Consider the following 14,426-nt stretch of genomic DNA (forward strand, 5'->3'; position numbering starts at 1 on the left):
GTTGTGCCCGGCTTCCGGGCTCAACGTCATACGGAACACCGCGGCTCATAACGCGGGAACCGATTCGGCGCCGCTCGCGTCCAATCCATCGTGGACATCACCGAACTGACCGTTCGTCGAGACGGTGTGTTCTCGGCCCAGGAGGCACGCGAGTGCGGCGTCAGCTCCTCATCGATCCAGCGCAAGGTGGCCGTCGGCGAATGGAAGGCCGTGGCGCGAGGCGTCTACCTCGTCAGCGGGCACGCACGGTCGGCGCGGGCGCAGGCACGGATCGCAGTGCTGTCGGTGCACAACGACGCGGTACTGGGTGGTGCTGCTGCCGCGTGGTGGCTGGGTCTCCACGATGCAGAGCCCCGCAAGCACGTCGTGTTCACCAAGACGCGTGGCGCCGCCCGGCGGTCGTCGGCGACGGCGCTGGCCCGATACCGGCCTCTCGATGACGCGGACATCACGGTGCACGAAGGGCTGCGGACCACAGCACCCTCGCTGACCGTCCTCGACGCGTCGCTCGACATCGGGATGAGCATCCTCGACTCGGCCCTGTTGACCAAGCGAGTCACGGTGGAAGACCTCGAGGCGGCGCACGCCCGCTACCCGAGGCGCCATGGCGCGACAAGCGCAGCGTCCTATCTGCGGCTCCTGGGAGATGGCGCGAGGTCGGAAGCCGAGAGACTGACCGCGAACCTGCTGTCGGCCGGTGGCGTCTCCGGCTGGATCGCGAACATGCCCGCCTACGGGTACATCATCGACTTCGCGATCCCGCACGTGAAGGTCGCAGTGGAGATCGACGGCTTCGCATTCCACCGCGACGCAGCCGCGTTCCGGCGAGACCGGTTGAAGCGGAACCTACTGGTCGCGAACGGGTGGACCGTCCTCAATTTCACCTGGGCCGACCTCGTCGAACGCCCGACAGAGATCGTGGACGAGGTCAGAGCCGCTCGTCAGCGCGCCGCCAGCTGAAAAGCAGTATGACGTTGTGCCCGTAAACCGGGCACAACGTCATAGAGAACCAGAGCAGGTGCTGCGACCTAGTGCAGCGAGGTGATGATCGCGCTGAAGTCGAGGTCACCGTGCTGCTCGGCGAAGCCGCGGTACAGCTGAGCGGCGTGGGAACCGAGCGGGGCGCGGGCACCGGTGCTGGCGACGGCGTCCATCGCGAGACCGAGGTCCTTGTTCATCAGTGCGGTGGCGAACCCCGGCTTGAAGTCGTTGTTCGCCGGCGAGGTCGGGACCGGGCCCGGGACCGGGCAGTTGGTCTCGATGGCCCAGCAGTTGCCGGTGGCACCGGTCACGACGTCGTAGAGCGCCTGCTCGTCGAGACCCAGCTTCTGGGCCAGGACAAAGGCCTCGCCGACGGCGATCTGCTGGACGGCGAGCAGCATGTTGTTGCACACCTTCGCCGCCTGGCCGGCACCCGCCGCACCGCAGTGGATGATCTTGCCGGCCATCGGGTCGAGGGTTCCCCGCGCCGCGGAGAAGGCCTCGTCCTCGCCGCCGACCATGAAGGCCAGCGTGCCCGCGGTGGCCCCCTTGACGCCACCCGACACCGGGGCGTCGACCTGCGCGAAACCGTGGTCGACGGCCCGGCGGTGGATCTCCCGCGCATCGTCGACCGAGATGGTCGACGAGTCGATGAAGAGCGCACCGGTCTGGGCGGCCGGCAGGACCTCGTCGTAGACCTTCTTCACGATGCCGCCGTTGGGCAGCATGGTGATCACGACCTCGGATCCGGACACCGCCTCGATGGCCGCGGGAAACGTCTCGATCCCGTTGGACTTGGCGGTCTCGATCGCCTCGGGCGACAGGTCGAACCCGCGGACGGTGTGGCCGGCCTTGACCAGATTGGCGGCCATCGGGCCACCCATGTTGCCGAGACCGAGGAAAGCGATCGTCGTCATTGTCATTGCTCCCTAAAGTGTTTGCCTGCGAAAACCATTGCGTTGGGCGCGAGTTCGCGTCAGCTCTCCCGGTAGCGGGACGCGATCGAACGGCCGAGGACGACCCGCATGATCTCGTTGGTCCCTTCCAGGATGCGGTGCACACGGAGGTCGCGGACGATTTTCTCGATTCCGTACTCGGACAGATACCCGTAGCCGCCGTGCAGCTGCAGTGCCTTGTCTGCGACGTCGTAGCAGCTGTCGGTGACGAATCGCTTGGCCATCGCACACTGCTCCACCTTGTCGGGGGAGTTGTCGTCGAGAGCGGTCGCCGCGTGCCACAGCATGAGCCGCGAGGTCTGCAGCGACGTCGCCATGTCGGCGAGCGTGAACCGGATGGTCGGCTCGTCGAGCAGCGAGTTGCCGAACGCACGACGACTCGAGACGTAGGCGGCCGCCTTGTCGAAGGCCGCCTGGGCGCCACCGAGCGACGACGCCGCGATGTTGAGCCGGCCGCCGTTGAGGCCGTTCATCGCGATGCCGAACCCGATGCCCTCGGTCTCGGCGAGAAGGTTCGACGCCGGGACCCGCACCTCGTCGAGGATGACCTGCGCGGTGGGCTGCGCGTGCCAGCCCATCTTGTGTTCCTGCGCACCGAAACTCAGTCCCGGGGTGTCCTTCTCGACCAGGAAGGTGGAGATGCCCTTGGGTCCGGCGTCGCCGGTGCGGGCCATCACCACGTACAGGTCCGACGACCCGGCACCGGAGATGAACTGCTTGACGCCGGTGAGGACGTACTCGTCACCCTGACGTTCGGCGCGGGTGGCGAGCGCCGCCGCATCCGACCCGGCTCCGGGTTCGGTCAGGCAGTAGCTGGCGATGGTCTCCATCGTCGCCAGCCGCGGCACCCACTTGTTGCGCTGCTCGTCGGTGCCGTAGTGGTCGATCATCCAGGCGCACATGTTGTGGATGGACAGGAACGACGCGACCGCCGGATCGGCGTAGGCCAACTGCTCGAAGATCCGCACGCCGTCGAGACGACGGAGTCCGCTGCCCCCGGCATCCTCGGAACAGTAGATGGCACCCATCCCCAGTTCGGCCGCCTCGCGGAGCTCGGCAACCGGGAAGTGTTTGGACGCATCCCATTCCAGCGCATACGGCGCCAGTTTCTTGGTCGCGAACGCCGCGGCGGTCTCGACGATGACGCGTTCGTCACCGTCGAGCCGCGCGACTGCGGCCTCGGCAAGTGTGGTCATATCTGTGGCCGCACTCAGTCCATCGTCGGGATGACGAACTCGGCGCCGTCCTTGATGCCGGACGGCCAACGGGTCGTGACCGTCTTGGTCTTGGTGTAGAACTGGATCGACGCCGGGCCGTGCTGGTTGAGATCGCCGAAGCCCGAACGCTTCCAGCCACCGAAGGTGTAGTACGCCACCGGAACCGGGATCGGCACGTTCACGCCGACCATGCCGACCTCGACCCGCGCGGTGAAGTCGCGGGCAGCGTCGCCGTCCTGGGTGAAGATCGCAACACCGTTGCCGTACTGGTGATCCGACGCGAGAGCGAGAGCCTCTTCGTAGTCGCCGGCGCGGACGATGGTGAGCACCGGACCGAAGATCTCGTCGGTGTAGATCGACATGTCCTTGGTGACCCGGTCGAACAGGGTCGGGCCGATGAAGAAGCCCTTCGAGATGTCGTCATCCCCGAAGGTCTGCTCGTTGCTGGTGCGCTCGCGGCCGTCGATGACGATCTCGGCGCCCTCGTCGACGCCCTTGGTGATGTAACCGCGGACGCGCTCGAGAGCGGCGGCGGTGACCAGCGGACCGTAGTCGGCCTTCGGGTCGAGGCTGTGGCCGACGCGCAGCGCGTTGACGCGATCGATCAGCTTGGCGCGCAGACGGTCTGCGGTCTCCTCACCGACCGGGACCGCGACCGAGATGGCCATGCAACGCTCGCCGGCGCTGCCGTAACCGGCACCGATCAGCGCATCGACGACCTGGTCCAGGTTGGCGTCGGGCATGATGATCGCGTGGTTCTTGGCGCCACCGAAGCACTGCGAACGCTTGCCGTGGGCGGCGGCGGTCGAGTAGATGTACTGCGCGATGTCGGAGCTGCCGACGAAGCCGAGGGCCTTGACGTCCGGGTGGGTGAGCAGCGCGTCGACCGCTTCCTTGTCACCGTGGACGACCTGGAAGACGCCGTCGGGAAGCCCTGCCTCGGTGAACAATTCGGCGAGGCGGACCGGCACGGAGGGGTCGCGCTCACTCGGCTTGAGGATGAAGGCGTTACCGCAGGCGAGCGCGGGGCCGGCCTTCCACAGCGGGATCATGGCCGGGAAGTTGAACGGCGTGATGCCGGCGACCACACCGAGCGGCTGGCGGATCGAGTGCACGTCGATGCCGCCGCCGGCACCTTCGGTGAACTCACCCTTGATGAGATGCGGGATGCCGATGGCGAATTCGATGACCTCGATGCCGCGCTGGATGTCGCCGAGGGCGTCGGCGTGGGTCTTGCCGTGCTCGAGCGACAGGGTGGTCGCGAGCTCGTCGGCGTTCTTGTTGACCAGGTCGACGAAGCGCATGAGGACGCGCGCGCGACGCTGCGGGTTCCACGCGGCCCATTCCTTCTGTGCCTCGGACGCGGTGGCGATGGCGGCGGCGACCTCGTCGGTCGAGGCGAGCGGCACCTGGGCCTGCACGGCACCGGTACTGGGGTTGAAGACGTCGGCGAAGCGGCCGCCCTCGGCGGTGACGCGCTTGCCGTTCAGGAAGTGCGGGATGGACGGGACAGCGGGAGCGGACACTTCAGATCACCTTTGATTCTTCTCTGGGGGTTGTCTGGTCGGGTCTTCCGGCCTCGACGGCCTTGACGTGTATTCGGAGCTTTCGGACCTGCCTCGCCGGCCTGTGAGCCGGCGGCGAGCGCCCCGATCCGGGAGTTCGGGGTTATGGCCTCTGTCACCACATAGTAGGACATCCAAGTATTTCTTCCAACCCCCTTCCCACCTGCGATTTAGCCACGGAGAGCGGGTTAGGCTAGCCTCTCTGGCGAAAAGCCGACGTCGAGAGGAGTTCTGCATATGTCGGTCGTCATCCTCTACGGAACCGAGACCGGAACGGGTGAGCTCGTCGCGGACGCGATCGCGGACGCGCTCAACCAGCACGATCCCTCGATCTACGACATGAGTGAGTACGCGGTCGAGGACCTCGATCCCGCCGACTTCCTGGTGATCGTCTGCTCGACCTACGGCGAGGGCGAGCTGCCCACCGGCGCCGAGCCGTTCGCCGACGAGCTCGAGAGCGTCAACCCCGACCTGAGCGGACTGCGCTTCGCCGTGTTCGGGCTCGGCGACTCGATCTACGACACCTTCAACCGCGGCGGCGAGATCGTCGCCGAGATGCTGACGAAGCGTGGCGCGGTTCAGGTCGGCGAGCACGCCCGCCACGACAGCTCGTCGTCGGTCAAGCCCGCCAAGCAGGCCGAGGAGTGGGCCGAGGGCATCGCGGAGCTGGTCGAGGGCTGATCGGAGCAGGCGGGCTCAGTACCGTCTGATCACGGCTCGATCATGCCGCCGACCGCCCAGCGGTCGGCGGCATCTCCGCTTCTGCGGCGACCGCCTGTTCGTATCCGCGGACGGCCGACAGTTTCGCCAGCTCGCACACCGCCCGGATCATGATCGCGAGCACGATGCCCAGGAACATCGCAGTGGGCACGGAGACGTTGAGGTTCTCGCCGAGCAGCAGCACGCCGAGCACCATCGCGACCGCAGGCTCGGCGACCGTCATCGACGGGAACGAGGTCTGCAGGTCACCCGCTCCGAAACCGAGCTGCTGCGCCACCACCGCACCGACCACGACCAGCACGAACAGGTAGATCTCCGGCTGGACGAAGGTGCGCCAGAACTCGTGGGTGATCTGATAGATCACCGCCTTGACCAGCAGCGCCGAGACCCCGAACATCGTGCCTGCGACGAGCCCGTAGAACAGTGCCTTGTAGTGCGGGCTGGAGCGCCGTGCCAGCAACACCAGGCCGACGACGATCCCGACGACTGCCCCGACCGTGGCCCACAGCAGGAGCGCATCCGGTCTTCGGAGTGACGGCTCCGGCCGGGAGACGAGGAGGAAGGTCGCGACGCAGGCGACCAGCACCCCACCCCACGCCCACTCGATCCGCGCGGGATGCCGGTGATCGGCCCAGGCCTCCAGTGGCAGCGCGAACAGCACGGCCAGCACGACGAGGGGCTGCACCAGCAGGATCGACCCGAGACCCAGCGCGGACGCCTGTAGGCCGAAGCCGCAGAGCGCGATGACGGCACCCACCCACCATCCGGCGGTGATCGCCCCGCTGACCCGCGACGCACGCTGCCGCAGCACGGTGCCGGCCGCGATCAACAACGCCGCCAGCACCGCCAGGAGCGCGGGTACCCAGGTGTGCACGTCCACAAGGGTAAGGGCGTCGCGGACCCCGCGCCCGAATCGGGCACCGGTCGGCGACGCTGCACCCGGTGTCGCAACGCCGGCAACCAGCGCCGACGGCGTACATTCGACAACCATGCGGTATCGGTCGGATCTGGAACGCCTGGCCACCCTCGACGCGGCCGCGATCGAGCGGGCCTGCGCCGACTGCACGACTCTGGACGAACTCATCGGTTGTGCCGTCGACGAACATCTCGAGTTCGATGCGCTGGCCGACGAGGCCGAGTTGCACGACGAGCACGAGCACGCCGCCTTCCTCCGCCAGGAGGCCGCGGCGTGGCGCGCGACCGTCCGCCTGCTGCGCACCATCGCCGCCGACCCCGACGCCTATCCGGCCGGATCCCGGCGCACCGGGATCGCATGAGCGGCATGCGGACGCTGATCCTGATGCGTCACGGCAAGTCGGGCTATCCCCCGGCGACGCGTGACCACGACCGTCCACTGGCCGAACGCGGCGATCGCCAGGCCGCTCTCGCGGGACGGTGGATGTCCGACGAGGGCCTGCGCGTCGACGCGGTGCTGTGCTCGACGTCGACCCGGACCCGCCAGACCCTCGAGCGGACCGGCGTCCGGGCGCCGGTCGCCTACGTCGAGGACATCTACGGCGGCGACGCCGACGACGTGCTGGAGGCCATCCGCATCCATGCGCCTGTCGAGGCGTCCACGCTGCTCGTCGTCGGTCACGAACCCGGGATGCCGCAGACCGCGCTCACGCTCGACCCCTCCGGTCCCATAGATCGGTTTCCGACATCCGCTTATGCGGTACTCACCGTGTCGCAGCCCTGGGATCGACTCGGTATGACCCCGGACCCCGACGCCCACCTCGTCGGCGTCCGGATACCCCGCGAGGAGTGACCTCGGCTGGTCGACGGAGACCCCGAGCGAGCATTGGAGCGCGAATGCGTGAGACCCAGCGGACCATCATCGACGTCCTGGGGGTCAAACCCTCGATCGATCCGGCCGACGAGGTCGAGCGGCGGGTGCGATTCCTCACCGACTACCTGGGCACGATCGGCGCCTCGGGGTATGTGCTCGGCATCTCCGGCGGCGTCGACTCGACCCTCGCCGGACGCCTGGCCCAGATCGCGGTCGAGCGCGTCCGCGCCGACGGTGGTGACGCGGTGTTCGTGGGCATGCGCCTGCCCTACCGGATGCAGCACGACGAGGACGACGCCGCGGCGGCCGTCGAGTTCGTGGCGGCCGACGAGACGCTGACCGTCAACGTCGCGCCCGGGGTGGACGCCCTCAACGACGAGATCTCGGAGGCGACGGGCACCGCGCTCACCGACTTCACCAAGGGCAACGCCAAGGCACGCCACCGCATGGTCGCCCAGTACGCGGTGGCCGGCGATCGCGGGCTCCTGGTCGTCGGCGCCGACCATGCCTCGGAGAACGTCACCGGCTTCTTCACCAAGTACGGCGACGGCGCCGCGGACATCCTGCCGCTGGCCGGTCTGAACAAACGCCAGGGCCGGTCGCTGCTGCGTCACCTCGGCGCGCCGCGGCAACTGTGGGCGAAGGTCCCGACCGCCGACCTGCTCGACGAGAAGGCGGGCCAGACCGACGAGGACGAGTTGGGCCTGACCTACGAGCACATCGACGACTACCTCGAGGGCCGCGAGGTCCCGGTCGAGACGGCGGAGAGGATCGAGGCGGCCTGGCACCGCAATCGCCACAAGCGCACGACGCCGGTCGAACTCGACGACACGTGGTGGCGGGCCTGACGACAGACATCGCGCCCACCGCACACCGCGCCGTTTACTGTTGTCGACGTGTCTGTCTACGCAAACGGCTTCGTTCGGGTCGCGGGTGCCGTGCCCGTCCTCACGATCGCCGAACCCGCCGCGAACGCCGCACGCACCATCGAGTTGATGCGGCAGGCCGCCGACGACGGCGCCGCGCTGGTGGTCTTCCCCGAACTCGGGCTGTGCGGCTACAGCGTCGACGACCTGTTCCACCAGGACGCGCTGATCGACGGCTGCCGCGTCGCGCTCGGTGAGATCGTCGCGGCCAGCAGGGGTCTCCGGCCGCTGGTCGTCGTGGGTCTGCCGATGGTCGTCGGCGACGGACTGTTCAACTGCGCGGCCGTGATCCGCGACGGGGCGGTGCTGGGCGTGGTCCCGAAGTCGTATCTGCCGAACTATCGCGAGTTCTACGAGCAGCGGTTCTTCTCCGCGGCCCGCGACGCGGTGCCCACCACGGTGACCGTCGAAGGCGAGGAGGTCCCGTTCGGGGCCGATCTGATCTTCGAGGCCGCCGATCTGCCCGGCTTCGCACTGCATGTGGAGATCTGTGAGGACGGTTGGGTGGCGATCCCGCCGAGCACCTGGGCCGCTCTCGGTGGCGCAACCGTGCTGGCCAATCTCTCCGGCAGCCCGGTCACCGTCGGCAAGGAGTCCTACCGGAAGAACCTGTGCACCGGCCATTCCGCGCGCACGATCTCCGGGCACGTCTATGTCGCTGCGGGTTACGGCGAGTCCACGACCGATCTCGCCTGGGACGGTGACGCCCTCATCACCGAGAACGGTTCCCTACTCGCACGGAGCGAACAGTTCGCGACCACCGATCAGGTGATCTCCGCCGACATCGACCTCGATCGGATCCGGCAGGAACGCATGCGGATGATCAGCCTGCGCGACCAGGCCGGCGACTACTCCGATCGCCTGAAGTCGTTGCGCCGCATCGGTTTCTCATTCGGCGAGCTGGGCGGCGACGACGATGTGCTGCGCCGTGTCGTGCCCCGGTTCCCCTATGTACCGGCCGATTCCGCCGACCGCGACGAGCGGTGTGCCGAGGTCCGCCACATCCAGGTGCAGGGACTCGCCCAGCGCCTGCGATCGACAGGTATCGACAAGATCGTCATCGGCGTCTCCGGCGGCCTCGACTCGACCCTCGCCCTGCTCGTCGCGGTCGACACCTTCGACCGACTCGGCCTGCCCCGCACCAACATCCTGGGTTACACGATGCCCGGTTTCGCCACCGGCGGCGCGACGCTGCGTCGCTCACACGTGTTGATGAACTCACTCGGCGTGAGCGGCAAGGAGATCGACATCCGGCCGTCGTGCGAGCAGATGCTCGCCGATCTCGACCACCCGTACTCCCGCGGCGAGAAGGTCTACGACGTCACGTTCGAGAACGTGCAGGCGGGCGAACGCACATCGCACCTGTTCCGGCTGGCGAACCATCACGGCGCCATCGTCCTCGGCACCGGCGACCTGTCCGAGCTCGCGCTCGGCTGGTGCACCTACGGTGTCGGCGACCAGATGTCCCACTACAACGTCAACGGGTCGGTGCCGAAAACCCTGATCCAGCACCTGATCCGGTGGATGATCAGCAACAGCCACCATTCGGCGGAGACCACCGAGGTGCTCGCCGAGATCCTCGACGACGTCATCTCCCCCGAGCTCGTCCCGGCCGGCGACGACGGCAAGATCCAGTCCACCGAGGACACCGTCGGGCCGTACGAGCTCCACGACTTCTTCCTCTACCACGTCACTCGATTCGGGTACCGGCCGACCAAGGTCGTCTACCTCGCCCGGCAGGCCTGGGGTGACCGCTCGAGCGGGCCGTGGTCGGAGCTGCTCGTCGAGGACAAGCGCAACGAGTACGACGCCGCGACCATCGAGCACTGGCTCGGCGTCTTCCTGAAGCGTTTCATGGGCAACCAGTTCAAGCGCACCGCGATGCCCAACGGCCCCAAGATCGGTTCGGGCGGTTCGTTGTCGCCCCGCGGCGACTGGCGGTCGCCGTCCGACGCGTCCGCACGCGTCTGGCTGGACCAGCTCGCGGGCGGACGGGGAGAGTAGACGTTCAGTCGCAGGCGGCGAGCAGCTGCTTGAGCTGATCGTCGAACGCGTTGGCGATCTCCCACGGGTCGGGGGTCTGATCGGTGCACGCCAGGATGCCGATGTTGAGGTTCCCGTCGGCGGAGAACACCGTGATGTTCAGGCCGAGTCCGTGGAAGATCGGTCCGAGCGGGTAGACCGCGGTGACCCGACAACCGAGGAAGTACAACGGGAAGTCGGGACCGGCGACGTTCGACACGAGGACATTGAAGATCGGCGGATGCGCCGACGCCAGCTTCCGGTTGCCGTAGACCTTCATCGCCGTCGACAACGTGGTCCCGGGCGCGAACTGCGCCCAGGATCGCAGGATGTTGGCGTCGATCTCGGCGTGGTGTTCCTTCGACGTACGGCTGAACTCCGCCTGCTTCTCGAGTCGCTCCACTGGATCCTCGATGTCGGTGGGCAACTGGGTGAACATCCCGGTCACCTTGTTGGTCCCCTCGACCACGAGATCTTTCTCGTCGGCATCGTGCACCGACACCGGCACCATCCCGACGAGCGGTTTGTCGGGCAGTTCGTCGTGTTCGAGAAGGTAGGTGCGCAGCGCACCGCCGACCAAGGCCAGGACGACGTCGTTGATCTTCACCCCGAAGTGGTTCTTCACCCGCTTGACGTCGTCGAGCGACAGTTGGCTGAGGCCGATGCTGCGATGGGGCGTGATCGTCGAGTTGAACCGCGTCCGGGGCGCCATGAACGGAGCGGGCATGGCCGACTGGTGCTGGGCGCGGCGCAGCCACCCGACCGGCACGCTGACCGTTCGCGGCAGCAGTTTGGCCATCGCCAGCGGGCGCTGGACGAAGTAGTTGAGCGCCCCCGTCGCGGCGATCGTCGCGCGCGACGGCGGACCGGCCGACTCGCGGATCTTCGACGAGTCGAGTTCAGGTGGTTCCGGTGTGAGGGTGCACATCTGGGCGAGCATCTCGGCGCTGGTGACACCGTCCGTGCCGGCGTGGTGCATGCGCAGCATCGCGCAGATACGGCCGTTGGACAGTCCCTCGATGATCCACAGTTCCCATAGCGGCTTGCCCCGGTCGAGGGTCTGACCGGCGAGATGACCGCACAGTTCGGCGACCTCACCGGCACCGCCCGGTGCGGGCACGGCCACCCGATGGACGTGACGCTCGATGTCGAAGTCCTCGTCCTCGATCCACACGGGGTGGTCGATGTTGAAGACGGAGTTGTCGAGTTTGCGGCGGAAGGCCGGGATCGCGGCGACGCGCCGCTCCATCTCCGCACGCAGCTTGGCGAAGTCGTACCCGTCCGGCATGGTGCTCGGATCGATCTCCACGAGACCGATGACGTGCATCAGCTGGCTGCGGGTCTCCAGGTAGAGGAACGACGCATCCAAACCACTCAACCGCTGCATGACACCAGCCTTTCCGTCCCGGCCCCGGGCCCCCACGCCATCATGCCGCACGCGGGAGACCCCGGATGTGTGTTCGTCTCAGTCGCTCGTCCAGGTTGCCACCGATCCCCTCGAGGAGGACTCAGATCGGCATCGAATCGACCATCTCGAGGACGTTCTGGGCGGGGGTCTGCAACACCACGATCATCGCCAGTTCCCGGGCCGGGTCGTCGGTGATCTTGAAGACGCCGCGACCGTTCTCGTCGATCAGGCCGGTGCCGTGCCTCCACCGCACCGGACGCGAGGTCGCCGACGACCGGGAGTACTCGGCGTTGAGCGCATCCCTCGAGGCGAACCAGAACACGCCGAAGGGGCGGTCGACGGCCCCGGCGGCACAGCGCACCACGAACACGGTGCGCACCTTGCCGTTTCCGGTCTCCGACGGGCCGACCTCGTCGCGGCCACCGGCGTATCGGCGGACGCACTCGGTGTCGTTCCACTTCGCGGCGGTGTCCGGCGTCTGCGGGAGGAGTTCGGGGAACTGCTCGACGAGTGGCGCGTAGACACCCCAGCTCGCGCCGGTCCGTACCGACTGCGGCGGGCTCGGCGGCGAGACGGCGTTCCCGTCCAGTGCGGCCACCCGGTAGGTGTGCTCACCCGCGGGCACGGCCGCGTCGAGGACCTCGGTCTCCGTACCGCGGTAGACGACGAACCCGTCGTCGCGGACGAGCTGATAACCCGTCGCCCCCGGAACCGGTTCCCAGGTCGCGACGAGGCGTCCCGTACCGGCGTCGAGTGTCAGACCGGTGGGCGTGTCCGGCACGTCGACGCTGGTGAACGCCCGCACGGAGAAGAACGAGCCGACCGCCGTCAACAGCACGGCGAGGACGATCAACGCGATGGTCCACGGCCGCAGGGTCGGCGTACGCGGCGGGGTGGTGGGCGGCCCCGCGGGCTGGGTGGTGACCGGTTGCGCCATCAGATCGGCAGCCTCTTCAGCAGATCGGCCGCGGCTGCGGCCGTCTTGCCGGGAACCACTACCCACACAACCGATTTCGCGCGGTCACCGGTGTCGTGGGCGAGGATGGCCTGCCCCTGATCGCGCTGCTTGTCCGAGAGATACAGCGTGCCGGTGTGGCCCTGGGCCGTCGTGTAACCGGTCCCGCGCAGGTTGTACGCGGTCACGTCGGCCGCGGCCCGCGCCTCCTCGGGGGTGTCGTACACGTCGATGATCACCTGGTAGTCGGCGTTCTTGGCCTCCTCGTCGAGGTAGCGGGTGCACCAGACCGTGCGCTTGGACGACTCGAACGCGAGGTCGCCGTCCTCGCCCCAGCACCGCATGCCGTCGAAACCGTTGGTGCTCAACGGTGATGCCGGCACCAGGTCGTGGTAGAGGTCGGCGATGGGTTGCAGTTCGCCCCACGTCATGAAGACGTCGACCGCCTCGGAGTTGCGGGAGAACTCGGAGGTCCGGCCGTCCTCGTCCTGCGCGGCGACCTGATAGGTGTAGGTCCCCGGTACGGGACGCGGCGCGGTGAACTTGGTGCCCGGACCGGAGTAGATCACCTCGTCGTTCTGGGTGACCACGTAGTTCGTCGCATCGTCGACGTGGCTCCAGGACAGTTCGACCGCCGTCGTCGACACCTCCGCATCGGGCGGACTGGGGGTCTCCAGATTCCCCGCGGAGGTGCTCACGAATGCCGCTCCGGCACCGAGGATTCCGGCGATCAGCGCCAGCGACGCCCCGATCGCGACCACCGTGGCGACACCACGGCGGGCCGGCCGGGCCGGTTCCGCGGCGGGCGCGGGCGACCATCCGTGCAGGGTCTCTGCCGAGACGCTCCGCGGTGGCCCCAATCGCGCTCGGGTCGTCGGATCGGTCGGTTGATCATGAGGCGCCGCAGACGATGTCGGGTGTCCGGTGGCCGGCGCCACCGGGGCCTGCCCCGAAGAAGACCGATAGCCACCGGGAGTCGGCTGCAGACCCGACCCGACGAGGGTCTGGCGGGTGTCGAAGGCATCGCGGAGGGCGTCGGCGAACTCACCCGCGGCCGGATACCGGTCGTCGGGGTTCTTGGCCATCGCCCGTGCGAGCACCCCGTCGACCGCGGTCGGCAACGCCCCGTTGCGACTGCTCGCCGCCGGCGGCTCGTGGTACATGTGCGCAGTCATCAGGCCGTGCAACGACGGGGAGTCGAAAGGCGGTGCACCGGTCAGGAGTTCGTAGGCGGTCGCCCCGAGCGAGTAGATGTCGCTGCGGGCGTCGACTCGGCGACCCTCGATCTGCTCGGGCGACGCGTAGTGCATCGTCCCGATCGTGATGCCGGTGCCGGTCAGGTTCGTGACCTCGTCGAGCACCTGCGCGATGCCGAAGTCGGTGACCTTCACCGCCTCCGGGGGCAGCGACCCGGTGTTGCCGGGACCGCCACCGACGCCGGGGGTGACGAGGATGTTGGCGGGTTTGATGTCGCGGTGCATGATCCCGCGACGGTGGGCGGCGTCGAGTCCGGCCGCCACCCCGGTGACGATCGTGCACGCCAGCCGGGGGTCGAGCGGCGAGTCGGCCGCGAGCATCCGCGCGACGTCGATACCGGGTACGTACTCCATCGCGATCCAGAGCTGCCCGTCGAAGACACCGCGGTCGTAGACGGTCACGACATTGGGATGGTGCAACGGCGCGACGATGTCGGCCTCCCGCTCGAACCGGGCGCGGAAGACCGGGTCCGTGGCATGACCCGACCGCAGGACCTTGAGAGCGTCCGACCGTGGGAGCCGGGGATGGGCCGCCTTGTAGACGTCGCCCATGCCGCCTCGTCCGAGCACGTCGAGGACGCGGTACCCCGCGATCAGGTCCCCTACCTGGTACATGTCGTCCTCATCGGCC

At 68.0% G+C, this 14,426-nt stretch carries 13 protein-coding genes; 6 read left to right on the forward strand and 7 right to left on the reverse strand.

The genetic code is table 11. The features are described from left to right. The first annotated feature begins 90 nt into the window (after positions 1–90). Complete coding sequence (locus GKZ92_RS18580) at positions 91–960, forward strand: type IV toxin-antitoxin system AbiEi family antitoxin domain-containing protein (protein ID WP_006358642.1); 870 nt, start codon at positions 91–93, stop codon at positions 958–960. A gap of 68 nt (positions 961–1,028) precedes the next feature. Here GKZ92_RS18580 and mmsB read toward each other — a convergent pair whose 3' ends face one another. From mmsB to GKZ92_RS18595, 3 genes are read right to left on the reverse strand one after another with little or no spacing between them, the layout of a single operon-like run. Then, positions 1,029–1,898: a 3-hydroxyisobutyrate dehydrogenase gene (mmsB, locus tag GKZ92_RS18585; protein ID WP_006358643.1), complete on the reverse strand. Its 870-nt coding sequence runs from the start codon at positions 1,896–1,898 to the stop codon at positions 1,029–1,031. Positions 1,899–1,957: 59 nt separating this feature from the next. Then, positions 1,958–3,133 carry an acyl-CoA dehydrogenase family protein gene (locus GKZ92_RS18590; protein ID WP_035755828.1) on the reverse strand — a complete coding sequence of 392 codons (1,176 nt, stop codon included), beginning with the start codon at positions 3,131–3,133 and terminating at the stop codon, positions 1,958–1,960. 14 nt (positions 3,134–3,147) lie between these two features. Next, positions 3,148–4,680, reverse strand: coding sequence for a CoA-acylating methylmalonate-semialdehyde dehydrogenase (locus GKZ92_RS18595; RefSeq protein WP_006358645.1), 1,533 nt, complete (start codon positions 4,678–4,680; stop codon positions 3,148–3,150). A gap of 276 nt (positions 4,681–4,956) precedes the next feature. Here GKZ92_RS18595 and GKZ92_RS18600 point away from each other — a divergent pair, with 276 nt between their 5' ends. Further along, complete coding sequence (locus GKZ92_RS18600; RefSeq protein WP_006358646.1) at positions 4,957–5,400, forward strand: flavodoxin domain-containing protein; 444 nt, start codon at positions 4,957–4,959, stop codon at positions 5,398–5,400. A 40-nt stretch (positions 5,401–5,440) separates the two neighbouring features. On the opposite strand, the gene GKZ92_RS18605 is transcribed toward GKZ92_RS18600, so the two are convergent. Next, a complete protein-coding gene (locus tag GKZ92_RS18605) occupies positions 5,441–6,313 on the reverse strand; it encodes a DMT family transporter (protein WP_035755857.1) in 873 nt (290 codons plus the stop codon). Positions 6,314–6,428: 115 nt separating this feature from the next. On the opposite strand from GKZ92_RS18605, the gene GKZ92_RS18610 reads away from it, so the two are divergent. The 4 genes from GKZ92_RS18610 to GKZ92_RS18625 are packed head-to-tail and all read left to right on the forward strand — an operon-like array spanning position 6,429 to position 10,158. Beyond that, on the forward strand, positions 6,429–6,716 hold the full coding sequence (locus tag GKZ92_RS18610; protein ID WP_006358648.1) for a hypothetical protein: 288 nt from the start codon (positions 6,429–6,431) through the stop codon (positions 6,714–6,716). Beyond that, entirely contained in the window at positions 6,713–7,207 is a 495-nt protein-coding gene (locus GKZ92_RS18615; RefSeq protein ID WP_006358649.1) for a SixA phosphatase family protein, read from the forward strand. The genes GKZ92_RS18610 and GKZ92_RS18615 overlap by 4 nt, the downstream gene beginning before the upstream one ends. A 44-nt stretch (positions 7,208–7,251) precedes the next feature. Next, a complete protein-coding gene (nadE, locus tag GKZ92_RS18620; RefSeq protein ID WP_006358650.1) occupies positions 7,252–8,076 on the forward strand; it encodes an ammonia-dependent NAD(+) synthetase in 825 nt (274 codons plus the stop codon). Positions 8,077–8,124: 48 nt separating this feature from the next. Next, positions 8,125–10,158: an NAD(+) synthase gene (locus tag GKZ92_RS18625; protein ID WP_006358651.1), complete on the forward strand. Its 2,034-nt coding sequence runs from the start codon at positions 8,125–8,127 to the stop codon at positions 10,156–10,158. A 4-nt stretch (positions 10,159–10,162) separates the two neighbouring features. Here the strand turns inward: GKZ92_RS18625 and GKZ92_RS18630 are convergent, their stop codons facing one another. The 3 genes from GKZ92_RS18630 to GKZ92_RS18640 all read right to left on the reverse strand — a co-directional run bounded on the left by GKZ92_RS18630 (position 10,163) and on the right by GKZ92_RS18640 (position 14,410). Beyond that, on the reverse strand, positions 10,163–11,563 hold the full coding sequence (locus tag GKZ92_RS18630) for a WS/DGAT/MGAT family O-acyltransferase (protein ID WP_006358652.1): 1,401 nt from the start codon (positions 11,561–11,563) through the stop codon (positions 10,163–10,165). Positions 11,564–11,684: 121 nt separating this feature from the next. Next, positions 11,685–12,521: a fibronectin type III domain-containing protein gene (locus GKZ92_RS18635; RefSeq protein ID WP_006358653.1), complete on the reverse strand. Its 837-nt coding sequence runs from the start codon at positions 12,519–12,521 to the stop codon at positions 11,685–11,687. Continuing rightward, the gene (locus GKZ92_RS18640; protein ID WP_035755860.1) at positions 12,521–14,410 is read right to left on the reverse strand and encodes a protein kinase domain-containing protein; all 1,890 of its coding nucleotides are present in this window, start codon (positions 14,408–14,410) and stop codon (positions 12,521–12,523) included. Before GKZ92_RS18640 ends, GKZ92_RS18635 begins: the two co-directional genes overlap by 1 nt. Between the last annotated feature and the right edge of the window lie 16 nt (positions 14,411–14,426).

It is taken from the genome of Gordonia sp. 135, from assembly GCF_009720185.1.
Classification (GTDB): domain Bacteria; phylum Actinomycetota; class Actinomycetes; order Mycobacteriales; family Mycobacteriaceae; genus Gordonia; species Gordonia alkanivorans.

What these genes read in the sequence shown, in the direction of transcription:
- GKZ92_RS18635 (WP_006358653.1), bottom strand. Translation starts at nt 12,521, where the DNA reads ATGGCGCAACCGGTCACCACCCAGCCCGCGGGGCCGCCCACCACCCCG.
- mmsB (WP_006358643.1), bottom strand. Translation starts at nt 1,898, where the DNA reads ATGACGACGATCGCTTTCCTCGGTCTCGGCAACATGGGTGGCCCGATG.
- GKZ92_RS18610 (WP_006358648.1), top strand. Translation starts at nt 6,429, where the DNA reads ATGCGGTATCGGTCGGATCTGGAACGCCTGGCCACCCTCGACGCGGCC.
- GKZ92_RS18640 (WP_035755860.1), bottom strand. Translation starts at nt 14,410, where the DNA reads ATGTACCAGGTAGGGGACCTGATCGCGGGGTACCGCGTCCTCGACGTG.
- GKZ92_RS18600 (WP_006358646.1), top strand. Translation starts at nt 4,957, where the DNA reads ATGTCGGTCGTCATCCTCTACGGAACCGAGACCGGAACGGGTGAGCTC.
- GKZ92_RS18615 (WP_006358649.1), top strand. Translation starts at nt 6,713, where the DNA reads ATGAGCGGCATGCGGACGCTGATCCTGATGCGTCACGGCAAGTCGGGC.
- GKZ92_RS18630 (WP_006358652.1), bottom strand. Translation starts at nt 11,563, where the DNA reads ATGCAGCGGTTGAGTGGTTTGGATGCGTCGTTCCTCTACCTGGAGACC.
- GKZ92_RS18590 (WP_035755828.1), bottom strand. Translation starts at nt 3,133, where the DNA reads ATGACCACACTTGCCGAGGCCGCAGTCGCGCGGCTCGACGGTGACGAA.
- nadE (WP_006358650.1), top strand. Translation starts at nt 7,252, where the DNA reads ATGCGTGAGACCCAGCGGACCATCATCGACGTCCTGGGGGTCAAACCC.